19 protein-coding genes and 1 riboswitch are annotated in these 25644 nt (G+C 64.8%); of the genes, 15 read left to right on the top strand and 4 right to left on the bottom strand.

Annotated features, from left to right (window positions below; all coding sequences use genetic code 11):
• Nucleotides 1-215 precede the first annotated feature (215 nt).
• A riboswitch (cyclic di-AMP (ydaO/yuaA leader) is annotated at nucleotides 216-381 on the top strand.
• A 4-nt stretch (nucleotides 382-385) separates the two neighbouring features.
• On the top strand, nucleotides 386-1159 hold the full coding sequence (locus tag QCD75_RS08100) for an NlpC/P60 family protein (RefSeq protein WP_253033834.1): 774 nt from the start codon (nucleotides 386-388) through the stop codon (nucleotides 1157-1159).
• A 106-nt stretch (nucleotides 1160-1265) separates the two neighbouring features.
• Here the strand turns inward: QCD75_RS08100 and QCD75_RS08095 are convergent, their stop codons facing one another.
• Genes QCD75_RS08095 through QCD75_RS08085 form a run of 3 tightly spaced genes read right to left on the bottom strand, consistent with a single transcriptional unit; the run spans nucleotide 1266 to nucleotide 4167 of the window.
• Entirely contained in the window at nucleotides 1266-3593 is a 2328-nt protein-coding gene (locus tag QCD75_RS08095) for a heavy metal translocating P-type ATPase (RefSeq protein ID WP_441005449.1), read from the bottom strand.
• Nucleotides 3594-3595: 2 nt separating this feature from the next.
• Nucleotides 3596-3823 (bottom strand): heavy-metal-associated domain-containing protein, encoded by a 228-nt coding sequence (locus QCD75_RS08090; RefSeq protein ID WP_301227419.1) that lies wholly within the window; start codon nucleotides 3821-3823, stop codon nucleotides 3596-3598.
• A gap of 20 nt (nucleotides 3824-3843) precedes the next feature.
• Complete coding sequence (locus tag QCD75_RS08085; protein ID WP_301227417.1) at nucleotides 3844-4167, bottom strand: metal-sensitive transcriptional regulator; 324 nt, start codon at nucleotides 4165-4167, stop codon at nucleotides 3844-3846.
• Nucleotides 4168-4481: 314 nt separating this feature from the next.
• On the opposite strand from QCD75_RS08085, the gene QCD75_RS08080 reads away from it, so the two are divergent.
• The 14 genes from QCD75_RS08080 (at nucleotide 4482) to QCD75_RS08015 (ending at nucleotide 25134) form a co-directional block, all read left to right on the top strand.
• The gene (locus tag QCD75_RS08080) at nucleotides 4482-4931 is read left to right on the top strand and encodes a hypothetical protein (protein WP_301227415.1); all 450 of its coding nucleotides are present in this window, start codon (nucleotides 4482-4484) and stop codon (nucleotides 4929-4931) included.
• A 421-nt stretch (nucleotides 4932-5352) separates the two neighbouring features.
• On the top strand, nucleotides 5353-7500 hold the full coding sequence (glgX, locus tag QCD75_RS08075) for a glycogen debranching protein GlgX (protein WP_301227413.1): 2148 nt from the start codon (nucleotides 5353-5355) through the stop codon (nucleotides 7498-7500).
• Nucleotides 7501-8286: 786 nt separating this feature from the next.
• Nucleotides 8287-10761 carry a heavy metal translocating P-type ATPase gene (locus QCD75_RS08070; RefSeq protein ID WP_253033830.1) on the top strand — a complete coding sequence of 825 codons (2475 nt, stop codon included), beginning with the start codon at nucleotides 8287-8289 and terminating at the stop codon, nucleotides 10759-10761.
• Nucleotides 10762-10810: 49 nt separating this feature from the next.
• Complete coding sequence (locus QCD75_RS08065; protein ID WP_301227411.1) at nucleotides 10811-13243, top strand: phosphoketolase family protein; 2433 nt, start codon at nucleotides 10811-10813, stop codon at nucleotides 13241-13243.
• Nucleotide 13244: 1 nt separating this feature from the next.
• On the top strand, nucleotides 13245-16505 hold the full coding sequence (locus QCD75_RS08060) for a beta-phosphoglucomutase family hydrolase (RefSeq protein ID WP_301227410.1): 3261 nt from the start codon (nucleotides 13245-13247) through the stop codon (nucleotides 16503-16505).
• Nucleotides 16498-17562 (top strand): type II glyceraldehyde-3-phosphate dehydrogenase, encoded by a 1065-nt coding sequence (locus QCD75_RS08055; RefSeq protein ID WP_301227408.1) that lies wholly within the window; start codon nucleotides 16498-16500, stop codon nucleotides 17560-17562. Before QCD75_RS08060 ends, QCD75_RS08055 begins: the two co-directional genes overlap by 8 nt.
• Nucleotides 17559-17858 (top strand): DUF2933 domain-containing protein, encoded by a 300-nt coding sequence (locus QCD75_RS08050; protein WP_301227406.1) that lies wholly within the window; start codon nucleotides 17559-17561, stop codon nucleotides 17856-17858. Before QCD75_RS08055 ends, QCD75_RS08050 begins: the two co-directional genes overlap by 4 nt.
• Nucleotides 17848-18531 (top strand): methyltransferase family protein, encoded by a 684-nt coding sequence (locus tag QCD75_RS08045; RefSeq protein WP_301227462.1) that lies wholly within the window; start codon nucleotides 17848-17850, stop codon nucleotides 18529-18531. Before QCD75_RS08050 ends, QCD75_RS08045 begins: the two co-directional genes overlap by 11 nt.
• A gap of 317 nt (nucleotides 18532-18848) precedes the next feature.
• A complete protein-coding gene (locus QCD75_RS08040) occupies nucleotides 18849-19049 on the top strand; it encodes a hypothetical protein (RefSeq protein ID WP_301227404.1) in 201 nt (66 codons plus the stop codon).
• Nucleotides 19050-19096: 47 nt separating this feature from the next.
• Complete coding sequence (locus QCD75_RS08035) at nucleotides 19097-19957, top strand: DMT family transporter (protein WP_301227402.1); 861 nt, start codon at nucleotides 19097-19099, stop codon at nucleotides 19955-19957.
• Between the two features lie 78 nt (nucleotides 19958-20035).
• A complete protein-coding gene (locus tag QCD75_RS08030; protein WP_301227400.1) occupies nucleotides 20036-21721 on the top strand; it encodes an ABC1 kinase family protein in 1686 nt (561 codons plus the stop codon).
• Between the two features lie 136 nt (nucleotides 21722-21857).
• Entirely contained in the window at nucleotides 21858-24023 is a 2166-nt protein-coding gene (locus tag QCD75_RS08025; RefSeq protein WP_301227398.1) for an NUDIX domain-containing protein, read from the top strand.
• Between the two features lie 201 nt (nucleotides 24024-24224).
• Complete coding sequence (locus tag QCD75_RS08020) at nucleotides 24225-24698, top strand: universal stress protein (protein WP_253033820.1); 474 nt, start codon at nucleotides 24225-24227, stop codon at nucleotides 24696-24698.
• Nucleotides 24688-25134: a hypothetical protein gene (locus QCD75_RS08015; protein WP_301227394.1), complete on the top strand. Its 447-nt coding sequence runs from the start codon at nucleotides 24688-24690 to the stop codon at nucleotides 25132-25134. Before QCD75_RS08020 ends, QCD75_RS08015 begins: the two co-directional genes overlap by 11 nt.
• A gap of 244 nt (nucleotides 25135-25378) precedes the next feature.
• Here the strand turns inward: QCD75_RS08015 and QCD75_RS08010 are convergent, their stop codons facing one another.
• A complete protein-coding gene (locus QCD75_RS08010) occupies nucleotides 25379-25612 on the bottom strand; it encodes a heavy-metal-associated domain-containing protein (RefSeq protein ID WP_301227392.1) in 234 nt (77 codons plus the stop codon).
• Nucleotides 25613-25644: the final 32 nt, after the last annotated feature.

Here is a 25644-nt window from a genome sequence, read left to right as displayed (position 1 = left end):
GCCGGCGGTTCCGCAGGCCTGGACAAACCACTTCACTGACAACAACCCAAATATACCCCCAAGGGGTATGTAGTGCAAAACGCTGGGGACGTCTGCGCAGCCGGCCCCATCGTTACCTGAATGTGACAATCCTTCCGGTTTAACGTACGGTCGAAACCGTGCCGATTTCTCCGAATCGGCACTCCCGTGCTGATTGCCTAACTCTGCCGCTGCCCGGGATTCGTTCGCAAAATCGTCCGGCAGAGACGGGGAAACCACATTTTGGTCCGCCTTTTCGGGCAGACCTTGGGGTGAAGCCGCGCCCTGCAGTTATGCAGACCGCAGCCGGGTGTCTCCCATCCGAATCCGACAGCTCACCCCGCAGGCATTGGGAGAGGCTCCTTTCATGTCCGCACGTAAAAATCCCGGACGCCACCGCGCGGTTACTGTCCAGACCAGCACGCTCGCGACAATTTCCCGGACTGTCGCCGACAACGCCGGTGGCGTGGGCCGGCAGGCCGCCGTTATCGCCGCCGCATCGGGGCTTGTACTGACCAGCGGGATCGCCGCCCAGGCCGCAGACGCTCCGGCGCAGCGGGAATCGGCCCCGGCCTCAAACCTTGAGGTGTCCGGCCAGACGCAGGCTCAGCTCACCGCTGACTCCAGCGTCCGGATTTCCTTTGAACGCCCCGCCGTTGCCACTACCCCGGCGCCGGTCATCGAAGCACCAAAACCTGCAGTCACAGCGCCGGCTCCCGCCGCTGTGGCGACCCGGCCCGCCCCGGCCGTCCAGGCGCAGCCCCGCATCGCTGTCCAGTCCCAGGCCGCGACCCCACCTGCTGCCGCCTCGGCGGCAGGTGGGGTCAACGCCGCCATGGTTTCCGCCGCTTACGCGCAGCTTGGCATGATCCAAGACTGCACACGCCTGGTGGAAAAGGCTCTGGGGTCCGCGGGTATCCCCGTCGGGGACCTGGCCCCGATGCAGTTCATGAGCTACGGAAAGGTCGTTGGTGACGCGCAGCCGGGCGATATGGTCATCCAGCCGGGCCATATCGGCATCTATGTCGGCAACGGCCAGGTGCTCAGCTCCGGCATGAACGGCAAGAACCAGACGGTCGTGCATCCGCTGTCGTGGCTGACCGCCACCGGCCCGGTCACGTTCGTCCGCGCAGGCGCCTAGAGGGCTCGTGCCAAGGGCCGGTGAGCGACCGCCTTGGGGGCAGCCAGCTCACCGGCCCTTGGTGTGTCCGACGGTACTTTCCGATGTGGGCTCCGGCGCTGGTTCCTCAGGTCCGCCCGACCGGAACCGGCAGCGCGGCCGTCGGGTCCGGCGCAAGATCCCGAGGGGCCGTCCCGGTGAAACGGCGCAGGCGAAGGGAGTTGCTGACGACCAGGACCGAGCTGGCGGCCATGGCTGCGCCGGCGATCATCGGGTTCAGGAGGCCCAACGCGGCAACCGGGATACCGATGGCGTTGTAGAAGAAAGCCCAGAACAGGTTGGTTTTGATGGTTGCCAACGTCCGGCGGGACAGCTCGATGGCCTGTGCCACCTGGCCGAGGTCGTTTCCCATCACCGTCAGGTCGGCCGCTGCGATCGCGACGTCCGTGCCGCTGCCCATCGCGATACCCAGGTCAGCCTGTGCCAGGGCGGCGGCATCGTTGACGCCGTCCCCTGCCATCGCCACCGTCGCCCCGGCTGCCTGAAACTTCCGGACCACGTCAACTTTTCCTTCCGGCAGAACCCCCGCCAGGACATCCTTGGCCGGGATGCCCACCTGGGCGGCAACGATCGCCGCGGCGGCGGCATTGTCGCCGGTCAGCAGGACTGGCCGTAGCCCCAGGGCTTTCAGCCTGGCGATGGCGGCCGCGGAGCCGTCCTTGACCGTATCGGTGAGGCTGATGATCCCGGCAGCCTGGCCGTCGACGCCGACCAAGATGACGGTGGCGCCGGTGCCCTCCTGGCTTTGCAGGGCCGCGTGATGGTCCTCGTGCGGCATGATGCCGTTCTCCTGAAGCCACCCAGCCCGCCCGGCAACGATATGGCGGCCGCCGACCGTTCCCCGGACGCCTCCGCCGGGTGCGCTCTCAAATCCGGTGACAGGCCTCAGCGGTCCTTCGCCCTTGGCCTTGCGGGCGATAGCACGGGCAATGGGATGTTCACTCGCGGCTTCAACGGCGCCGGCCAGCGCCAGGATCTCCTCATTGGCGGCCCCGGAGAAGCTGTGGATGCCCGCGACGGAAAGCCGCCCGGTGGTCACGGTTCCGGTTTTGTCCAGCACGATGGTGTCCACTCTCCGGGTGTCTTCAAGGACCTGCGGGCCCTTGATCAGGATGCCGAGCTGGGCGCCGCGGCCGGTTCCGGTCAGCAGAGCCGTCGGTGTGGCCAGACCGAGCGCGCAGGGACAGGCAATGACCAGGACCGCGACCGCGGCGGTAAAGGAGGCCTGCAGGTCGGTCGTGGAGAGCATCCACACGGTAAAGGTGGCCGCGGCGATGGCGAGGACGATCGGGACGAAGACCGCACTGATCCGGTCCGCGAGGCGGGCAATCGGCGCCTTGCCGCTTTGTGCCTGGCTAACGAGTCGCCCCATCTGGGCCAGTGTTGTTTCGCTGCCGACACGGGTGGCCTTCACGAGCAGCCGTCCGTTGGTGTTGATGGTGGCCCCGGTCACCGTGTCGTCAACGCCGACCTCCACCGGCAGCGACTCACCGGTGATGAGCGAGGTGTCAACCGCGCTGTTCCCGTCGAGGACGAACCCGTCGGTGGCAATCTTTTCGCCCGGGCGGACGAGGAATTCATCGCCGGGCGCCAGCCGGTCGGCCGGGATTTGAAACTCGACGCCATTGCGGAGGACGGTGGCTTCTTTGGCCCCGAGGTTCAACAATTCCTTCAAAGCGTTGCCTGCGCGTTGTTTGGCGTTTGCTTCAAGATACCTGCCCAGCAGCAGGAAGGTGGTGACGACGGCGGCGACCTCGAAGTACAGGGTGGGGGCACTCATCTCCATGCCGGGGTGTTCCGTCAGTGAAGGGTCGGTAAACAGCTGCCAGGTGGAGAATAGGAAAGCTGCCCCCACGCCGATGGAAACGAGGGTATCCATCGTCGAGGCCAGGTGCCGGGCGTTGATGGCCGCGGCGCGGTGGAAGGGCCACGCTGCCCAGGTGACGACGGGCAGACTGAGTGCAAAGACCCACCAGCCCCACTGTGGGAATTGGGCGGCCGGAACCATGGAAATTATGACGACCGGCAGGGTGAGGACCGCGGCCAGCAGCAGCCGTGGGCGCAGTATCGCCGATGCGGCGGGTGCGTCGTGGGATTGTTCCGGCGCTGTCCCGGCCGTATCCTCTTCCGGCACGTCGGCGTGGGCGGCAGGTGCGGCGGGTGCGGCCCTAAGCCGGGCCGAATATCCGGTCGCCGCGACCGTGTCAAGGATCTGCTGGTCGGTGATGGCATCCGGCACTGTGACCTGGGCGGATTCAAGGGGCAGGTTGACGCTGGCCTGGACTCCGTCGAGTTTTCCGAGTTTTCGTTCCACCCGGGCAACGCACGAAGCGCAGGTCATCCCCTGGATGTCCAGTTCAATAATGCGCGAATGGGTCAAGGTGGCGGGGTCCATACTCAGGCCCCGGCAGCCACGACGAGGTAGCCGGCTTCTGCGACGGCTTCTCCGATTTTTTTCGGATCGAGCTCGACGGCCGATGTGATGGTGGCTACGGAGATGCCGTCCTTGTTCAGCTCCACGGTGACCGCCTGGACCCCATCGAGTTCCTGGAGTTCCTCGGTGACGGAGACGACGCAGTGGCTGCAGTCCATGCCGGAAATATTGACTGTGGTGGTGATGCTCATGATGACTTTCTCCTTCGTTCCTAGCGCAGCAGACGGGCGATGGCGTCGGATGCTTCCCTGACTTTGGCATCCCCGGCTTCGGACGATTCGGCCGCGGCGCTGACGACGCAATGGCCGATATGTTCTTCGAGGAGCCCGATGCTGACCGCATGCAGTGCCTTGTTGACGGCCGCGACCTGGGTCAGGATGTCGATGCAGTAGGAATCCTCGCTGACCATCCGGGCAATCCCGCGCACCTGGCCTTCGATGCGTTTGAGCCTTCGCAGGTACGCCTCTTTGTCCGCGGTGTACCCGTAAGGCGGGGCAGTCCCCGAGACAGCGGTATCTTCGACAGTATGGTTCACAGTAACTCCTTACGATATAGGTAAAAGTATACCCCCTAGGGGTATCTAATCAAGTACTTTCAGGGCTGAGGAGGACCAATCGGCAGGGAGGGACTAATCTGGCCCTCGCGCCATCCGGCAGCGACGCGGGGGAGGCGGGCTGATGGACCGACCGTCCCGCCAGGGATGCAGATGTGCCGAACGCGATGCCACCCCGATGCCGTCGCCTCTGTAGTGTTTGTGCATTGGAACGATGAGCCGTGATGTCTTCTTGAAGGCCGGTAATCCGAAAGGAAACCCGGCAGGACTCACCACAACAGAGGACCCGAAACGTCATGAAACACCAGAACGAAACGCTGCGCGGCTCACAACAGCCTGCGAAGGAGACGCCTGGCGGCGGTGCCCGGATGCCACTTGGACCCCGGAGATTCGTCTTGGTCGGAAGCCTCTGCGTCCTGGCCGGAGTCCTGGCCGGCCGTTACTTCGCGGGCGGCCTTGTCCTCGCCGCCGCCGGCGCCGCTGTACTGGCCACGGCGCTCTCATATCGGGTGGAGAGCCCTTGGTTCTCGCCGCTGTCCTGGCTGGTCAGCGTCGCCGGTGCTGCCTGGACCACAGTGACCGCGGGCTACTGGTGGTCGATCAGCGCGGCCGCCGATTCCTCCTCGGGCCCGCCGGAGTCAGCGGCTGTGCTTTTCTATATCGGCTTCGCCGCGCTCATCATCATGAGCAGCGGGAGCCTCGCAGGGATAACAATAAGGATGATCAGGCGCCGTCGCACGCCCTGACTTAAGGTTGTTCCTGCCGAGCCCGGGCGCCCTCGCGGAATGTCGCGTGTTGGCTCTCCTGCCCATGGGATCCGGCTTGGCAGCGCATGGCGTTCGGCCACAGCATCAGGATTCCGGCGTCACGACCCGCTGAAGGAGAAGTCTGAGGACCTTTCAGTATGGTCAACCGCAGAGGGGGAAGAGCGATGTCGCCCAGGGATGTTCCCGTCACGCCCCCGGCTGGATGGGATCGGAGGCGGCACCGAGGTCCGGGTCTTCCAGGTACCGCTGGGCACCTGGAAGATCACAGAGTACTGTTCCTCCGCAGAACTAGCGGGTACCATTCGTCCCGGTGCAGCCGAGGCCGATACCCCTTCGTCGGGCCGTCGTCCGGTGCGACGCGTGCGCATGTCCATAGGTCTTTAAGAGCGGGAGACGAAAGATGCAGGTCTGGCCGGGGGCCCCCTATCCGCTGGGGGCAACTTTTGACGGAAGCGGCACCAATTTCGCCCTGTTCACCGAATCAGCGACGGCGGTGACATTATGCCTTGTGGATGCCTCCGGCGCCGAGATCCGTGTCCCACTGGCCGAAGTTGATGGTTACATCTGGCACGGCTACCTGCCGGGGATAGGGCCCGGTCAGCGATACGGATACCGCGTCGACGGCCCCTATGAGCCCGCCGCTGGGCTCCGCTTTAACCCGGACAAATTCCTGCTCGATCCTTATGCCAAGACTATGGAAGGAACCATTGAATGGGGCCAGACTCTTCTTTCCTACAGCCTGGAGGACCCGCAGCGGCGCGATGAGTCGGATTCCCTCCCCGGAATGATGACCGCAGTGGTCATCGACCCGGCGTTCGACTGGGAGGACGACCGGCGTCCCAATACGCCTTACCATGACACCGTGATTTACGAGGCCCATGTCAAAGGGCTGACCAAGCTGCACCCCGAAATCCCTGAACGGCTGCGTGGAACATACGCGGGCTTGGGCCACCCCTCAATCGTGGCCCACCTGCAAAATCTGGGGGTCACGGCCATCGAGCTGATGCCTGTCCAGCAGTTCATTCACGACAGCCAGCTCCAGGAGCGAGGGCTATCGAATTATTGGGGATACAGCACCATCGGCTTCTTTGCCCCGCACAACGCCTATGCATCCGCACCTGAGGCTGCGGGTGCCGTCACGGAATTCAAGACAATGGTCCGGACCCTCCACAAGGCCGGGATTGAAGTCATCCTGGATGTCGTTTATAACCACAGCGGTGAGGGGAATCATCTTGGTCCCACCATCTCCTTCCGAGGCATCGATAATGCCTCATACTATCGGCTCGACGAGTCCCGGCCGGAGTTCTATGTTGACTTCACGGGCACCGGAAATTCGCTGAATGTCCGTACCCCGCATGTTCTTCAGCTCATCATGGATTCGCTGCGGTACTGGGTGACGGAAATGCACGTTGACGGCTTCCGATTTGATCTTGCAGCTGCCCTGGCGCGCCAATTCTACGAGGTGGACAGGCTCTCGGGTTTCTTTGATCTGGTCCAGCAGGACCCCATCGTCTCCCAGGTCAAGCTCATTGCCGAGCCCTGGGATCTGGGCCCCGGCGGATACCAGGTAGGAAATTTCCCGCCCAACTGGAGCGAATGGAATGGCAGATACAGAGACACCATCCGGGACTTCTGGCGCGGCGAACCATCCACCCTCGGTGAATTGGCTTCCCGGCTGACCGGGTCATCTGATCTGTATGAGCATTCCGGCCGGCGGCCCGTGGCCTCGATCAATTTCATCACAGCCCACGACGGGTTCACGCTGGCTGATCTCGTGGCGTACAACCACAAACACAACGAGGCCAATGGCGAGAGCAACGCGGACGGCGAGGGTAACAACAGGTCCTGGAACGGCGGAGCCGAAGGCGCCACTGACGACCCGGCCATCCTGCGGCTCCGGTCCAGGCGGCAGCGCAGCCTTATCGCAACGCTGCTGCTGTCCCAGGGGATACCCATGATTCTGCATGGGGATGAAATGGGGCGGAGCCAGCAGGGCAACAACAATGCTTATGCCCAGGATTCGGAACTGAGCTGGATCCACTGGGAAGATGCGGACAAAGACCTTCTGGACTTTTGCGCGGCTGTCAGCCGGCTGCGGGCCGCTCATCCCACGTTTCACCGCCGCCGGTTCTTCAGCGGGCGACCGGTCAGACAACCCGACGGAGGCCAGGTGCCCGATATTGTATGGCTGAAGCCCGATGGCACGCCGATGGAACCTTTGGACTGGACCCAGGGGACGGAACGTGCGCTGGGGATGTACCTGAACGGCAGTGGCATCCGCTGCTCCGATCGCACCGGTAGCCAGATGACCGACGCAGATTTCATCCTCTATTTCAATGCCGGTGCCGAGCCGCGGAAGTTCACCTTGCCGCCGGCCCGCTACGCACTCCATTGGCAGCTGGTTCTCGATACCTCCCGGGAGGTGACAGCAGCTGCCCTGATCGCCGGTGGGGCCCTCGAGGTTCCTTCACACACACTCCTTGTCCTCCGGGAACCGGGAACGGTGGTCCATGCCGAAGATCACGACGATGACCCGGGTCATTTGTGACAGGGATTTGAATTTCCCTGCACCCGGCCCGGTATGATCGCTGCAGAGGGCGAAACCTCTTGGGTTTCGCGCGAACACGGGGGTGGGAGTGCGTCATTTGATGCGGCGGCACCAGGGTGTTTCCTCCGCGGCTGCAATTACCGCAGTCCTGTCGTTTCTCGTCGCCGTCACGGGAATTCTTGGTCCCGCGTTGACGTCTACGCCGCAAGAAACCAGCCCCGGTGCCGTCTCGCTCACCATCGCCCCGTCATACACGGCGGCCGCTAACGCTGTTGGCATCCGGCCCACTGTTTCGGGTGACACCGCTCTCGCGGCGGTTAAGAGCCCGGGGGAACACCCCGTTCCGCCCCGCCCCGCCCACTGCCCCCTGAACCTGGGCTTGACTGTGGCGTGCCCAGATGTGCTGTCTTCAGCCGTCCTTGCCTCAGCGGTCCCGGCTCACCCCGGCAGCACTCCCGTTGCCGTTGCGGCGGCACCGCACGCCCGGGCGCTGCCCGAGCTACCGGCAACGCCCCTCTACGCTGTATCGCTCATCCGGCTTTCCGTCAGCCGCGTATAGGAGACCTCTGCCCTCCGGACCCTGATTCGGCGTGGGCATCGTCGTCCCGCCGCAGCGCCCAGACGACCGAGGCCCGGCAATAACCAGGCCGTCGGGGCAGGCAGACCCTCATTTCCAGGCCCGTCACCACCGTGTTATGCCCGTGTTTCGCGCCACGAGAGCGACGGCTGGGCATTTCTTCAATCACCAATTTCAACTACTAACCAGTCCCGAGAGGAATTTCCGGCATGAGTAATAGGACACAAACCGCGGTCATGGAGGTGGCAGGAGTCCACTGGGCATCGTCCAAGAGCATCGCTGAAGCCACGCTCTCCCGCCGGCCGGGCGTGCTCACGGTGGAGGCGAATCCGGTCTCACAGACCGCGAACGTCACGTTCGACCCGGACAAGACCTCAATCGCCGAGCTGGCTGGCTGGGTGCGAAAATGCGGCTACCACTGCGCCGGGCTCTCCGTCCCGGACCACATCTGCGATCCAATGGCGGGCGTCAGCTTGGCCCCGGCGACGGATCAGGGCCATGTTCACGGCGACCACACGGCGATGTCCCACACCGATCATCCCGGTCACGGCACCACAGCCGACATGGAACCCCCGGCCCACACCGGGCACGCCGGGCCCGTCACCAGGAATCCGCAGGAGGTCATGGGGCATGGCGGCGGCCATGGCGGCATGTCGATGGCCTCGATGGTCCGTGACATGCGCAACCGGTTCGTCGTGGCAGCCACACTGTCCGTGCCGATTACCCTCTGGTCACCGATCGGCAGGGATGTCCTGGGGTTCACGGTGCCGGCGCCCTTCGGGCTGCGGGACGATGTCTTTGCCCTGGTTCTGTCCCTCCCGGTCATCTTCTATGCGGGCTGGATCTTCTTCGACGGCGCCTACCGGGCCCTGCGTGCCCGGACACTGGACATGATGGTCCTCGTCGCCGTCGGTGTCGGGGCCGGCTGGGTCTACAGCCTGATCGTCACCCTAACCGGCGGCGGCGACGTCTTCTACGAGGCCGCCACTGTCCTGGCCAGCTTCGTCCTGCTGGGGCACTGGTTTGAAATGCGAGCACGGGGCGGCGCGAACGACGCCATCCGGACGCTGCTGGAACTGGCACCGGCCAAGGCGCTGGTGATTCGTGACGGGGAACCGGTGGAAGTCCCCACCTCCGACGTCCTGCCCGGGGACCTGCTCCTGGTTCGCCCGGGATCCAAAATTCCCACCGACGGAACAGTCGAAGACGGCGAATCCGATATCGATGAGTCCATGGTTACCGGCGAGAGTCTTCCCGTTGCCAAGACCGTTGGTTCCAAAGTCATCGGCGCCACCGTCAACACCACGGGAACGCTAAGGGTCCGCGCCACCAAGGTCGGCGCCGACACGGCGCTGGCACAAATCGTCGCGCTGGTCCAGGAAGCCCAGAACTCCAAAGCCCCGGGACAGCGGCTGGCTGACCGGGCAGCGTTCTGGCTCGTTCTTGTCGCCCTCATCGGCGGCAGTGCCACCTTCGCCGTCTGGCTATTGACCGGCGCAAGCCTCCAGACCGCGCTACTCTTTGGCATCACGGTTGTTGTTATCACCTGCCCCGATGCTCTGGGGCTGGCAACCCCGACTGCGATCATGGTCGGCACCGGCCTGGGCGCCAAACGGGGCATCCTGTTCAAGAACGCGACCGCACTGGAAACGGCTGCCCGTATCGACGCCGTTGTCATGGACAAGACCGGAACCCTGACCCAGGGCAAGCCGGAAGTCACCGACTTCATCGCCGTCGGCATTGACGAGGAAGAACTGCTGGCCCTCGTGGCCGCCGTGGAACGGGATTCCGAGCACCCCCTCGCCGCCGCCGTCGTGAACTATGCCACGGGCAGGGGCGTGCCCACCCTGGATGCCACGGCGTTCCGCAATGTTCCAGGACACGGCGCAGGAGCGACGGTCCGGGGACATCAGGTGTTTGTCGGTAACCGCAAGCTCATGACCGCCCAGGGCATTGACATCGGCCCGGTGGCCGGGAAGCGGCAGGAACTGGCGTCGACGGGGCGGACTGCGGTCCTGGTTGCCGTGGACGGCCGGGCGGCAGGGGTCATTGCCCTCGCCGACGCAGTCCGCGGGACTGCCGCTGCGGCTGTCGCGGCGATGCACGAAGCCGGCATCGAAGTCATTATGCTCACCGGGGACAACGAAGCAACCGCCAAGCGCATCGCCTCGCAACTGAACATCGACACCGTCATCGCCGAAGTGCTGCCAGGGGACAAGACGGCAAAAATTGCAGAATTGCAAGCCGCCGGCAAGCGCGTTGCCATGGTCGGGGACGGCGTCAACGACGCTCCTGCCCTGGCACAGGCTGACTTGGGCATCGCCATTGGCGCGGGAACCGATGTCGCCATCGAAACCGCCGATGTGGTCCTGATGCGTTCGGATCCGCTGGACGTTCCCGTGGCCCTGCGCATCGGCAAGGGCACCCTGCGCAAAATGCGGCAAAACCTCGGCTGGGCCATCGGCTACAACGTCATCGCCCTGCCCATTGCCGCCGGCGTCTTCTTCACCACCCTGGGCATCCGGCTCAGCCCGGAGATCGCGGCGATTTCGATGTCCGGTTCCAGCGTTATCGTCGCCGTCAACGCCCTGCTGCTCAAGCGCCTGCGCCTGCCCGAGCCCGGCGAGCCTGCCGGCACCGCGACGGCCTCCGAACCGGCTCCGGCCCCAAGCGCCGCCCGTTAACCCGTTAGGGGTTGCGGCGCAATTTCCGACCAAAGGATGGCAAAGCCTTATGAATGACGACCAGCTGTCACACGATCCCGACCCCGTCCTCAGCCCTGACCAGCTGGAACGCATCCATGCCTGGTGGCGGGCCGCGAACTACCTCTCCGTCGGCCAGATCTACCTCATGGACAACCCGCTGCTGCGCGAACCGCTGCGTCCGGAGCACATCAAACCCCGGCTCCTCGGGCACTGGGGGACCACCCCGGGCCTGAATTTCATTTACGCCCACCTGAACCGGGCCATCACGGACCGGGATCTGGACATGATCTACATCATGGGCCCCGGGCACGGCGGGCCCGGCCCGGTGGCGTCGGCCTGGCTGGAAGGCACCTACAGCGAAACGTACCCGGATATCTCCCAAGACCTTGCCGGGATGAAGCGGCTGTTCCGCCAGTTCTCCTTTCCCGGCGGCATCCCCAGCCATGTGGCCCCGGAGACACCGGGCTCCATCCACGAGGGCGGGGAGCTTGGCTACGCGCTCTCCCACGCCTACGGCGCAGCGTTCGATAACCCGGACCTCATCGTGGCGGCCGTGATCGGTGACGGGGAAGCAGAGACAGGTCCGCTGGCCGCCAGCTGGCACTCCAACAAGTTCGTGGACCCCGGCCGGGACGGTACCGTGCTGCCGATCCTGCACCTGAACGGCTACAAAATCGCCAACCCCACCGTCCTGGACCGGATCAGCCATGAGGAATTGGACGCACTGCTGCGCGGGTACGGCCACACACCGTATTACGTGGAAGGCTCAGACCCGGAACAGATGCATCAGGACTTCGCCCGGGCTCTGGACGCCTGCTTGGATGGGATCCGTGAGATTAAACGCGGCGCCCGGGAGGAGGGCCGGACGGAACGGCCGCGCTGGCCCATGATCGTCCTGCGCTCTCCCAAGGGTTGGACGGGACCGGCTGAAGTGGACGGGCTGAAGGTCGAGGGAAGCTGGCGTTCGCACCAGGTGCCCTTCACCCAGGCCCGCGAAAATGACAGCCACCGAGCCGTGCTCGAGCAGTGGCTGCGCAGTTACCGCCCCGAGGAACTTTTCGACGTAAACGGAACACCCGTGGCGGCGGTCGGCGGTCTGCATCCGGCAGGGGAACGGCGCATGAGCGGCAACCCGCACGCAAACGGAGGGTTGTTGCTGCGCGACCTGCGCATGCCCGACTTCGCCGACTACGCCGTGCCCGTGGCGGATCCCGGCACCGGAGCCGTGGAATCCACCCGCGTACTGGGCACGTTCCTGCGTGACATCATGGCTGCGAACATGGACAATTTCCGGGTCTTCGCCCCGGACGAAAACAACTCCAACCGGCTGGGGGCCGTACTCGAAGCGACCGACCGGGCCTGGAATGCCCGGACCGTTCCGGAGGATGACCATCTCGCCCGCGACGGGCGGGTCATGGAAATCCTCTCCGAACACACCTGCCAGGGCTGGCTGGAAGGCTACCTGCTCTCGGGCCGGCACGGATTCTTTTCCTGCTATGAGGCGTTCATCCACATCGTCGACTCCATGTTCAACCAGCACGCCAAGTGGCTGACTACGACCAATGAGATCCCCTGGCGCCGGCCGGTCGCCTCCCTGAACTACCTCCTGACCTCCCACGTGTGGCGGCAGGATAATAACGGGTTCTCGCACCAGGACCCTGGGTTCATTGACCATGTGATCAACAAGAAGACCGACGTCATCCGCGTCTACCTGCCACCGGACGCCAACACGCTCCTGTCCGTGGCCGACCACTGCCTGCGCAGCCGCCAGTACGTCAATGTCATTGTCGCCGGTAAGCAGCCGCAACTGCAGTACCTGGACCTGCAGCAGGCCATCGAGCACTGCACCAAAGGCATCGGCATCTGGGACTGGGCCAGTTCGGACGCGGACGGAGAACCCGACGTCGTCATGGGCTGCGCCGGCGATGTGCCCACAATGGAGACCCTGGCCGCCGTCGACATCCTCCGCGGACGGTTCCCGGATCTGAAGATCCGGGTGGTCAACGTAGTTGACCTCATGCGACTGCAGGATGACACGGAACATCCCCACGGCCTGTCCGGGCGGGACTTCGATGCCCTGTTCACCACGGACACACCGGTGATCTTCGCCTACCACGGCTACCCGTGGCTGATCCACCGGCTGACGTACCGGCGGACCAACCACGGCAACATCCATGTCCGCGGCTACAAGGAGGAAGGGACCACCACGACCCCGTTCGACATGTGCGTGCTCAACCAGCTCGACCGGTTCAACCTGGCCATCGACGTCATCGACCGCGTGCCCCGGCTGAAGGACATTTCGGCGCATGTCCGCGAGGAGCTCAAGAACAAGCTCATCGAGCACCGGCAGTACATCCGGGTCCACGGCGAGGACATGCCGGAAATCCGGAACTGGGAGTGGACGTCCGCACCGGGTCCAGCCAATGTCCCGGCCGATGAAGCAGTGGAGGAGCCGGCTTAGCATGGCGCAGGTCCACGCGGGCGGCCGCCGCCCCTCCAGTGATCCCCGGCATGGCGCAGCACTGCCGTATCAGGCGGTGCTGTTCGACATGGACGGAGTCGTCACACAAACCGCCGCCGTGCACGCGGCGGCCTGGAAGAAGCTTTTCGACGCTGTCCTGGCCGACCCGAGGCTTAATGGCGGCGGGGCTGAGCCCTTCGACGAGGACGCGGATTACCGGCGGTACGTCGACGGCCGGCAGCGCGAGGACGGAGTCACTGCCTTCCTGGCCTCCCGCGGCGCCGGGATTCCTGCCGGCAGCCCGGATGACGGGCCGGATGTCTGGTCCGTCCACGGACTCGGCGCCCGAAAAAACGCCCTGTTCCTGGAGGCCGTGGCCCGCGAGGGCATCCGGGCCTACCCCGGGACTACCGCCCTGCTGGCGCGCTTGCGTGCCGCGGGCATCCCCGTGGGCCTGGTCACGGCCAGCCGCAACGCCCGCGCCCTGCTCAAGGCTGCCGGTCTCGAGACAGGATTCGACGTCATCATCGACGGGCAGACCGCCGCCGAACAGAACCTGCCCGGCAAACCCGACCCGGCCATGTTCCTCGAGGCGGCCAGGAAACTCGGTGTGGCACCCCGGCATGCCGCGGTTGTCGAGGACGCCGCCGCCGGGGTGCAGGCAGGACGCCGCGGCGGCTTCGGACTGGTCGTCGGCATCGACCGAGCCGGGCACCGGGAACAACTGGAGGCGGCCGGCGCCGACATCGTCCTCGGCGACGTCGCCGAGCTGGACCTGGGGGTCTCACGCACCGATCCCTGGACGCTCGTCTACGACGGGTTCGACCCTGCCCACGAAGGCCACCGGGAGGTCCTGACCGCCCTGGGCAATGGATACATGGCAACACGAGGCACCCAGCCGGAGCATAAGGACGACGGCGTCCATTATCCCGGAACCTACCTGGCCGGCGTCTATAACCGGACAACAAGCACCATTCACGGCCGTGACATGGAAGAAGAGCACCTGGTCAACGTCCCCAATTGGCTGCCGGTGGACGTTCGCATCGGCACCGGCCCTTGGTGGTCAACGGGAGAGATTCCTGTCGCCGATGAGCGAAGCGAGCTGGATCTGCGCCGGGGCCTGCTCACACGACGGGCAACCCTGACCGGGCCCGACGGCGAACAACTCACCGTCGTGCAGCGGCGGCTGGTCTCCATGCGCAACCCCCACCTGGCCGCGCTCGAGACGAAACTGACGGCCCACGGCTTCAATGGCACTGTGAGCATCCGTGCAGGCATCGATGCCGGGGTGGCCAACACCAACGTCCGTGACTATGCCGGCACCGGCCAGCGGCACCTCACCGACGCTGACTTCACTGAAGTGGACAGCTGCACCGTCCTGTGCGCGGTCCAGACCAGCCAGAGCAGGATCAGCATCGCCCTGGCCGTCCGGACGGTGTTCGACGTCGACCCGGCTCCAACGCCCCGCGACGCCGGGCGCGACGGCGGACGGCACGTCCGGCAATTCGACCTCCGGCTGGCCGAGGGAGAGCCGGCCACCATGACCAGGACAGCGGCAGTGGCGACCTCCCGGGACGGTGCCATTTCCTCCCCCGAGACCGCAGTCTGGGCCGAAATTTCCCGCAACAGCAGCGGCTTCACCGCCCTGCTCAAGGACCATGAAGCGGTCTGGCGGCGGCTGTGGGCCGAGTTTGGGATCAGCCTTGACGGCGACCGGCAGTCCCGGCTGGTACTGAACCTGCACGTCTTCCACCTGCTGCAGACAATCTCCGTCCATACCGCATCCCTGGACGCCGGGGCGCCGGCGCGTGGGCTGCACGGGGAAGGCTACCGCGGGCATGTCTTCTGGGATGAACTTTTCGTTTTTCCCGTCATCGGGCTCAGGCTCCCCGACATCAGCCGGGCCCTGCTGGAGTACCGCTGGCGCCGGCTGGATGCGGCGCGGGCGGCCGCAGGGGCGCAGGGCCTGCACGGGGTGCTGTTCCCGTGGCAGAGCGGCAGCGACGGACGGGAAGAAACGCCTCGCCGGCTCTACAACGCCCGGTCTGCCCGGTGGATGCCCGACAACTCCAGCCGCCAGCGCCACGTCGGCCTCGCCGTAGCCTACAACGCATGGCAGCACTACCAGGCCACGGGGGACCGGGATTGGCTAGCGGCCCGCGGCGGGGAACTGATAATCGAAACGACCCGGATGTTCGCCTCTCTGGCCAGCTATGACCCTGCAGAGGACAGATTCCATATTTCAGGAGTGATGGGACCCGATGAATACCACGACGGGTACCCTGACGCGCCCGGGACCGGCCTTCGCGATAACGCCTACACCAACGTGCTGCTCTCCTGGCTCTGCGACCGCGCCGCCGATGTGCTGCGCGAACTCGCGGGCCATCCCGGCGATGACCTCACGGACCGGCTCCAGGTCACCGAGGAGGAGATCAACCACTGGTCCCGGATCAGCCGCAGACTCGCCGTGCCGTTCCATGCCGACGGAGTCCTCAGCCAGTTCGACGGTTACGAAGACCTGGCAGAACTGGACTGGCCGGCCTACCGGGCCACGTACGGAAACATCGGGCGGCTCGATCTAATCCTCGAAGCTGAAAACGACACGACCAACCGGTACAAACTCGCCAAGCAGGCTGATGTCCTGATGTTGATCTACCTCCTGGGGCCCGCAGGCGTGATCACGCAGCTGCACCGGCTCGGCTATCCGTTCGCGGAACCCGATCTGGAACGCACTGTGGAGTACTACCTGGCCCGAACCGCCAACGGATCGACGCTCAGCCGCGTGGTCCACGCCTCGGTCCTCGCCCGGATCGACGAAACCCGGGCCTGGCAGGTCTTCCGTGAAGCCCTGGTCGCCGACCTGGACGACACCCAGGGCGGCACCACCCGGGAAGGCATCCATCTTGGCGCCATGTCCGGGACGGTCGATGTCGTCGTCCGGGCTTTCGCCGGCCTGCAGACGGAGGCCAACGCGCTGACCTTTTCCCCCCGGCTCCCGGCCCCGCTGGGCAGTGCAGGGTTCCAGATCCGGTACCGGGGCCACCACATCGAGGTGTCCCTGAGGGCGGAAAACCTCCGGATCAGGCTGCAGCCCTGCAGCGCACCCGCTGTGCGGATAGGTGTCGAAGGAATCTATGCGCAACTCGCCGGCGGGGAAGACATGGACTTCCCCTTGGTACCGAAGACCGCAAAACCATCGGGGCTGAGGACCGCCATCGAAGAAACAATGCAACCGCACGTGGAAAGGCATACCAATGACTAAGACCAGAGTGGCCGTCAACGGATACGGGGTCATCGGCAAGCGGGTAGCCGACGCGGTCCTGTTACAACCGGACATGGAACTGATCGGCGTCGCCGATATCATTACCGACTGGCGGATCCGGTCCGCTGCGGGACGCTTCCCGCTGTTCGCATCCACCGCCGAAGCGCGGGACGCCATGGGCCAGGCAGGCCTGACAATCTCCGGGGACTTGGCCGACCTGCTGGCGCAGGCGGACGTCGTCGTCGATGCGACACCCAAACACGTGGCCGCCGGCAACCTGCCCCGGTACCGCGCGGCAGGAGTGAAAGTCGTCCTGCAGGGCGGTGAATCCCATGACACCACAGGGCATTCATTCGTAGCCCAAGCCAACTATGACAGCGCACTGGGCCGGGACATGACCCGTGTCGTCTCGTGCAACACAACCAGCATCGTCAGGGTACTCGGTGCCCTGCAGGACGCGGGCCTGCTGGCCAAGGCCCGCGGAGTCCTCATCCGCCGCGCCACCGACCCTTGGGAATCGCACCTGGGCGGGATCATGAACACGATGGTCCCGGAACCGAAAATACCCTCCCATCAGGGCCCGGACGCCCGGACCGTCCTGCCCGGTCTGGACGTTGTCACGATCGCGGCCAAGGGCGCCCACACCCAGACCCACAACCATTACTGGACCCTCCAGCTGACCCGGCCGTCGACGAGGGAGGAGGTCCTCACGGCGCTGCGCGCGGCCCCGCGCATCGCGTTCATCCGGATGGCTGACGGGCTCGTCGCGCTGAACTCGACCATCGAACTGATGAAGGATCTCGGCCGGCCGCGCGGGGACATGTGGGAAGTCGCAGTCTGGGAGGAACTCGTCACAGTCGAAGGAGACGAGGCTTACCTGACTTACCAGGTCTATAACGAGGCCATCGTCGTGCCCGAGACCATCGACGCCATCCGCGCCCTGACTGGCTCCGCCCCGGACGCAGTGACGTCCATGACGATGACCGACTCAACCCTCGGCATGAGGCAGGACTTCCTCGTCGACCATCTGCCCGTCCTGCCGGGGGACCAGCCATGAACCACGACCACGAGCACCCCGACCAGTCAGCCGGGACCCCCGTCCCGGATGGCAAACCGTTGGACCGGCGATCCTCCCCGCTGACCTTCGGACCCGGCGCCGGTGGAATTAACCTGCGCCGCACACTGACCGTCCTGACCGTTGCCGTCGCCGTGTTCTACCTGCTGACCAGCCATTGGGTGCATGTGCTCGATGCATTGCCCTACGTTTTCGTCGTGGGGATGCTGGGAATGCATCTGTTCGGTCACGGAGGCCATGGCGGCCATGGAGGCGGGGGTGGAAATCATGACAAGTGATGATTCCGGGTACAACCTGTGGTTCCTGGTGATTCTGAACTCCGCCATATTCATTGTTTTCGCGTTCAGCTTCGTCAAACCGAAAACGAAACTCGACTGGCGGGCCTTCGGCGGGTTCGCCGCGTTCATCGTCGCGTTGTTCACGGAGATGTACGGTTTTCCGCTGACCATCTACTTCCTCTCCGGCTGGCTGGGCAGCCAGTTCCCGAATCTGAGTCTTCTGACTCATAATTCAGGGCATCTGTGGCAGGACCTGATGGGATGGCAGGGAGATCCGCATCTGAATCCCCTGCACCTGCTGAGCAACGTGCTCATAGCTGCCGGCTTCATCCTGCTGTATCAGGCGTGGCGCGTTTTGTATGCGGCACAGACGGAGCACCGGTTGGCGGTCACTGGGATCTACGCCCGGCTCCGCCACCCGCAGTACCTGGGGTTCTTGACGATCATGTTTGGTTTCCTGCTTCAGTGGCCCACCCTCCTGACCCTGATCATGTTCCCGATCCTGGTTGCCGTCTACCACCGCCTTGCCAGACACGAAGAGAGGAACATGGCGGCCGAATTCGGGGAGGACTACCTCGCCTATGCCCGCAGCGTTCCGGGTTTCATCCCCCGGTTCGGCAAAAACAAAAGCGCACCGCGCATTCAAGGCCCCGGACCTGGCCAGGCTCAGTAGCGGTGCCTCAGCCTGCCGGGCGCCCCCGGCCAGACACACCATGCAGAAGTCGTCCATGTCAGGAGCCATCTATGGGAACGAAACCGGGATTGGGAAAATCCTGCAAACACGAAGCCAGGCATCCAGTGTCGCGGCCGCTCTGTGTCGGAAGAGCATGTGCGGCTGTCCTGCTGGCCTGTCTCTTCCTCGCCGGAGGAGTTCTATCGGCCCCGGAGGCTTCCGCCGATGAGGAAAATCCTTCGTCAGAGGGGTCTCTGCTGGTCCAGCAGGCGCTGGGGCACCTGGTCCACGATCTGTCCGATGTTAGACCGGCCCTGGTGAAAATCGACGCGGCCCTCGCCGCGCCGGACCAGGCCGGCGTCTCCGTAGCTGAACTCCAACAGGCCAAGGCGAATCCGCCGGTGGGTGCCCGTTCCCTCATAATCAAGAAGATGGCTAAGCCGTTAGCTGTGCAAGCCGAAAGACTCTCCGGGACCCCGCCGACGAAGGAGCTGCTGTGCGCGTACCCTCAACAGTAATCAGTTCCGAAGAGGTCGGAGGCCTCCGTCGGCCGAAGCCGCTGCGGATGCTGTGGATAACCTTTGCCTGGGGCTCGTGCTTTCTAGCGATCAGCATCGGTCTGAAGGATGCCCCGCTGCTGTGGTTCGCCGCGTTGCGCGCGCTCATCGCCGGCGGGGTGCTTCTAGCAGTTGCGGGATTCCGTCGGGAACCGACGCCACGCGGGGCACGGACCTGGACTTTGATAACGGTGATGGGAATTGTCAATGTCACACTGGCATTCAGTGCCATGTTTGGCGGTCTGGCCGGTCTATCGACTGGAGCTGCCTCCGTCCTGGCCAATGCACAGCCCTTGCTCATAGTGCTTCCGGCCTGGTGGATATACAAGGAGCGCGTGTCGGGCCGCACGCTGGCGGCGATGGGGACAGGCTTCGCAGGGCTATTGGCAGTCGCCTTACCCAGCGGGACTGGCACCGGTGCGTGGCTGTCAATCACCGCAGCTCTCGCGGTTACCGCCGGAACATTGATTTCGAGGCAGATAAAGGCCGATATCCTGCAGGTGATTGCATGGCATTTCCTGGTCGGGGGCGCATTTCTTGCCGTCATCGCCGGGCTCACCGAGGGGGCGCCGGCCATCAACTGGGGCGTGCGTTTCATCGGCATTCTCCTTTATGTTTCCCTCGTGGGCACCGCTGCGGCCTTTCTCGGCTGGTTCACAGAAGTCCAGCACTGCCGCCTTGACGCGGTCTCGGCTTGGACCTTCCTGGTGCCGGTGTTCGGCATCCTGTTGTCCATGGTCGTCCTGGGGGAACGCCAGAATGCGTGGAGTTTGGCCGGCATGGTCCTGGTTCTGGCGTCCATGGTTGTCCTTGTGCTGCCGCGAAGACAGCCCGCCCTGCAAAGGCCTGAAGACCTCCGTGGAAAGTAGTCCGCGGACACGCTGCATGGAATGCCAAGCCGTGCAGGAGCGTGCGGCCCGCCGTTCCACTTCGAAGACTCCCGCACCGTGCAGAAATCAGAACCGGCAATGACAACGAACTTACGTGTACACCGCTATCAGGAAATCAGCGAGGTTCTGGCCCGGCACGGGCTGGGCTTCCTCGTGGGTATCACTGGCCTCGAGCGGTGGGTCCCGTTCCATCAGGGGCTCATGGGCCACGAACGAAGGGCCGAGCCTTACACGAATCCGGACCACTTGCGGTTGGCCTTCGAGGAGCTGGGGCCGACGTTCATCAAGCTCGGCCAGCTCCTCTCCACCCGGCCTGACCTGTTGCCGCCCCAGTATCAGACGGAGTTGGCTAAACTCCAGGACGGTGCCCCGCCTGTGCCAGGGGCAACGATCCGTCAGCTTATTCGCGAAGAGCTGGGGTCCGAGCCGGACGAGGTGTTTGCGGATTTCACCCTGGACCCCCTGGCGAGTGCCTCTATCGGCCAGGCCCATGCAGCAACTCTCCACGACGGGACACCCGTCGTGGTAAAAGTCCGGCGGCCCGACGTCATTCCCACGATCGAGGCAGATCTGGATATTCTGCAGAACCTCGCGGTCCAGATCAGCCACCGGTGGGAGGCGGCGGCTGACTATAATCTCCCTGGCATAGCCGCGGATTTTGCACAGACTTTGCGGGCAGAACTCGACTATCTGCAGGAAGGGCGGAACGCGGAGCGATTCGCCGAGAACTTTGCCGCCGATCCCGGCGTACACATTCCCCGCGTCTTTTGGGAGACGACTACGTCCCGGGTGCTGACGCTGGAGCGGATCGTGGGGATGAAAGTCAATGACCTCACGGCGCTGGACCGCGCAGGGATCGACCGTGAGGCGCTGGCCCTCCGGTCCGCAGCCACAGCAGTTAAAATGGTCTTCGAAGACGGGTTTTTTCATGCCGATCCGCATCCAGGCAACCTGTTCATCGAATCCGACGGTCGCATAGGTCTCATCGACTTCGGCATGGTTGGCGAGGTGAACGACAAGCTGCGCGGCCAACTCGGCGTCCTGCTGACTGCATTGGCCCGCAGCGACCCCGGCCGTGTCGGCTCCGCTTTGCTGGACCTTTCCGTAACCCGGCAGCCTGTGGACCGCAGCCGGCTGCGCGCGGACGTCACCCGGTTTATTGCCCTCTACGAAGGCCGCCAACTCAATCAGATCGAAATCGGGCCGCTGATCACCCAAGCCGTCGCGCTGATGCGCACTTACCACCTGCAGATGCCGCAGGAACTGGCGAAGCTCCTGAAGATGATGATCATGGCCGAAGGCATCGGAGTTGAATTGGATCCCGGCTTTAATCTGGGCGTGGTGCTGGCCCCCTACGCGAAGAAGCTGATGTTCAGCCGATTTGCGCCGCAGGCGTTGGCCAGGCGCATGGCCGCAGCCGGTACTGACGCAGCGGAACTGGCCGCGGACCTGCCGGACATACTCCGTCGAGTCGTGGATACCCTCGACACGGGCTTGGAAGTCCATTTACGGGCCGCGGAGCTCGAACCCCTGGTCGGGCGGGTGGAACGCATCGGCAACCGTCTGATAGCAGGCATGATCGCTGCGGCGCTGATCGGAGGTGTCGGAGCTCTAACGGCGGGGGACAAGGAACGTTGGGGCAACTGGGAGAAACCACTGATGCGCGCCGGCCTGGGCGCGGGCGGTGCACTTGGCGCCTATCTGGCCTGGACTTCACGGCGCCCGGGGGGCTCATACCGATGAGGAGTCAACCTTCCGCACGCCGCACCGGATCCCGCTGCGCCCCCATGCCGCCGGCTGTCCCGGCCAGGATGCCTCCACCGTCAATCCGACCCTGTCGGGCTAAGCGAGATGATACTGCAACTGCGAAGGATGCATTGTGAACGATCCAGACAGCGATGCTGAAGCGAAGGACAGCGGCGGCCCCACCATTGCCCGGCACGGCGATCCCGCGACGGTCAACGCCAGCGGGCGTGCCACGCCAGCATCCATGAAGGAATGTGCCGCCTGCGTTGCCCGGCCATCACCGCTACCACAGCGAGTCGCGTCGATCCAGGCGGCCATCGCCGCCGAGAGGGAACCGCTGGTCGCTCTCACTCATCTACTGCAGCTGTGCCGGGACGAGCACCCAGTACTGCAGGAGCGAATGCAGGATGCCGGCTGCCGCGCCAAAGCGGAACTGGTCACCTCCGGCGTCAGTGCCTTGCTGCCCGCCCCATCGACCGGACTTATGCTGGGCGCTGAGGTGGCCAGCGCCCTGGCGGCGGCACTGACCGCAGACGACGGCCTTCCCGCCGTAGCGGTCGCGCGGCTGCTAGCCGAACTGCTGGACGAACGGTACTGCCAGAGCTTCCGCGAGTCCTTTCGACGCCGCAGCCCATACCAGCCGGGCGTGGGCGATCCTATCCCGCTGGACAGTCCGGACCTCCGGCAGGTGACCGCAATGCCGGCGACCTCCCCGCCGTGGCGGCTGGCCAACCGCCTGGACGAGACGCGCCACGTCCGGCTTGCCGGGGAATGGGTTACTCAGTTCCAGGTCATCTTCGACTACAGCCTTGCCCGGGAGCTCACTGGGATCATAGATCGTGACACCGTCGTGGCGACCTGCCATCCCAACCGCACCCTGACTGAGTTCAATTTCCCGGCTGACGCCTTCGGGCGGACCTTCCCGGTCCGCCCGAAGGATGAAGACAAACAGCATCAGGAGATAGACCGGCTGATCCATGCGGCCGTCGCGAACGGCGCGAGCATTGTTGTGCTGCCCGAGTTGTGCGTCACCGAGTCGCTGGCCGCCCAACTGCAAGGCTGGACCTGCCGGGCCGGCGGCCCCAGGATGCTCGTCGCCGGAAGCTACCATCACGAGGACGGGCACGACGGGTCGCCGCGGCGCCGTAACACGGCCGTCGCGTATTTGCGCGGCGTGGCGGCTCCGTTGACCCAGGACAAGCATTCCCCGGCCGACCTGCCGGTCAACGAAGACATCCATCCCCAGGGCTGGCCCGAGCTACGGGTCCATGTCAGCGATGACGGATGGCATCTGGTGCTGGCGATCTGCCGGGACCTGCTTAACCCTCACGCAGTGCACGCCTTGGCCGAGGCCGGCGCCAACCTCCTGCTGGTGCCGGCGATGAGCGAGACCCTCGTTGCCTTTGGCGGACCGGTGGCGAACCTCGTGGGATCCGGCCAGGCCTTGGTGGCGGTCGCGAACAACCCCGCTGATTTCTCAGGGCCGACTGACCTGACAGTCCGCCGTCCCGCGCGTGCGTTGTTCGGTCATCCGGGTTTTGGGCAGTTGACCCGGATGGTTCAGCCGGCCAACTCCGCTCCCGGGGTGGGGCTGCTGCGTGTACAAACCGGACAACTGCAATGGCTGGACTCCGATGCCGGCCCGACCAGGCTGAGCCGTGGAACGTCCGTGCGGCCGCCATGGGCCGACACCTTGGCCCGGCTGACCGGGCGGACCCCCCTCGGATTGGACCGGCAGCCGACACACGTGACCCTGAGAGCGGCGGCGGTGCTTGTGCTGCTCACAGACAGCCCTCACGGCCCGTCAGCGCTCCTTACTGAACGTGCACCCGATCTGACCAACTACCCCGGGCAGCTGGTCTTTCCCGGTGGCGCTGCTGAAGCCGGCGACCACGGGCCGGCAGCTACGGCACTGCGCGAGGCCTCTGAGGAAACGGCATTGGACCCGGGCAGCGTGCGCATTCTGGGGACTCTGCCAGCCATCGCCCTTCCCGAAAGCGGCTTCCTGCTCACGCCCGTACTCGCATGGTCCGCGGGACCCGTGTTCACCGGAACGCCCAACATCGCGGAGGTCAGCCGTATCACCACCATTCCGTTGTATCGGCGGACAGGTGCAGGACAACCGGGGCCGGATCCTGCACCCGACGAAGGAGCCTTGACAGGCCAACAGCCTGCAGCGCTTGGATCTGTCAGCGGTATGATACTTGACCTGCTCCGGGGCATGCTGTGCGGGCACCGTGAGTCGACAGGGATCAACGGAGATGGGGCAGAACCGAAGAGACACACACCGCAGCCGTGAAAGCTGTTTCCAATCGCCAAAGGTATCCCCGTCTGCCTTGACAAGGATTCCTCAGACACTGCAGCCCCGCCGACAGCCACTTCCACTAGCGCCCTGACATCTTCATTGAAGGGTCATCTTCATCACGTAACCTTGCGGCTGAAGTCGAGCATGGGAGACTGAGGGCAACCAGCAGGCAGGACCTCTAGGACGGCGGAACTCATGAGCGGGGAAGACAGGTTCAGGATCGCGGTCGGAGTGGACGGCTCGGCGGAATCGCAGATAGCTCTCGAGTGGGCTGTCACAGAAGCCCGTCTCCGTCACGGACAGGTACGTGCCGTGACGGCCTGGGAGTATCCGCCCCAGACGGCCGGCATGGAAGCGATGATCTGGGATCCTCAGGTCTTCGAGCCGGCCGCGCGAAAAATGCAGACGGCCGCCTTGAAGAGTGTGGACACCGAGAGTGTGCCTGTCATCGGTGACGTCGTGCAAGGACCTGCCGTAACGGTCCTTCTGAGAGCTTCCAAGGATGCGGACCTTCTAGTAGTCGGCTCCCGCGGATATGGAGGATTCACCGGGCTGCTCCTCGGGTCTGTGTCCACACAGGCCGTCCATCACGCCGACTGCCCCGTGCTCGTCGTCAGGCCCAGGCCGAAAGCGCACGCGCATGAGACGGACGGCCACCATGACCGATGATCACTCCCACCAACTGCACCGGCCCACGGTATCGCCTTCCGGCGCAGAGGCTGACCAGGAAGAGCAACAGACCTGGCGGGGCCGGTTGCATGCCCTGTGGCACTCGGTCGTCGCCGTTCTAGGTTTCGTCGTGGGTCTCCTGCCGCACATCCTGCATCACATCGGACTCCTCGCGGGCACTGCGCTCGTTGCCGGATCGGGGGGCACCGCTTTGTTCGGTGCGTTGGGACTACTCGCTTCCATTCCGCTGCTCTTGCGCCTGTACCGCCGGTTCGGGACGTGGGTCGCTCCCGCCATAGGACTGCTAATCTTCGCCGCGATGTTTTCACTCTCGGCCTTTGTCATCGGCCCGGCGATCAGTGGCACCGGAGGAGACATAAACCCCGCACCGGGGCCGGGGATTGAACACCCAACGGACCATCCTTCGGGTCACTGACCGTGCCCCGTTCAGAGCCAGGTTCACTGCTGTCGGTAGGCGGATTTCGGTGGCCCTGACCGAAAGCGGGGGTCGCGGTCCCACGAAGAGTCTTTCCTCGGCGGCGGTTGACGGCCCCGTCGCCCGCAGGGGCCGACCGGTCTCGGGGACTGATGAGGGGTTAGTTGCTGCCGGCAACGACATATTCGGAGGATCGCACGGCCCCTCGCACAGCGGATGCGTCCGGGCTGCCGGCGACGGTCAGTCAAGACGTTCCGCCGGGGACGAGGTCCACTGAAGCGGACTCTACGCCGACCAGGCCGGAGACCGCCTTTTCAACAGCGTCGACACAGTGACCACAAGTCAGGCCCTCCAGGGCGTACTCCCGTCCGGAGGCCGGGCCGTTGCCTTTTGCCGGTCTGGGTTGAGCAACAGCTGCAGCTGACGACGACGCGGTTACCTGATCACCAACCGGCTCCGCGTCCTCGACGCCATACATATCCGTGTGTGGTGCCAGTGATTGTATTTCGT

The sequence above is a fragment of the Arthrobacter sp. PsM3 genome (assembly GCF_030433895.1).
Lineage (GTDB): Bacteria > Actinomycetota > Actinomycetes > Actinomycetales > Micrococcaceae > Arthrobacter.
This window is presented reverse-complemented; position numbering and strand designations above follow the sequence as displayed.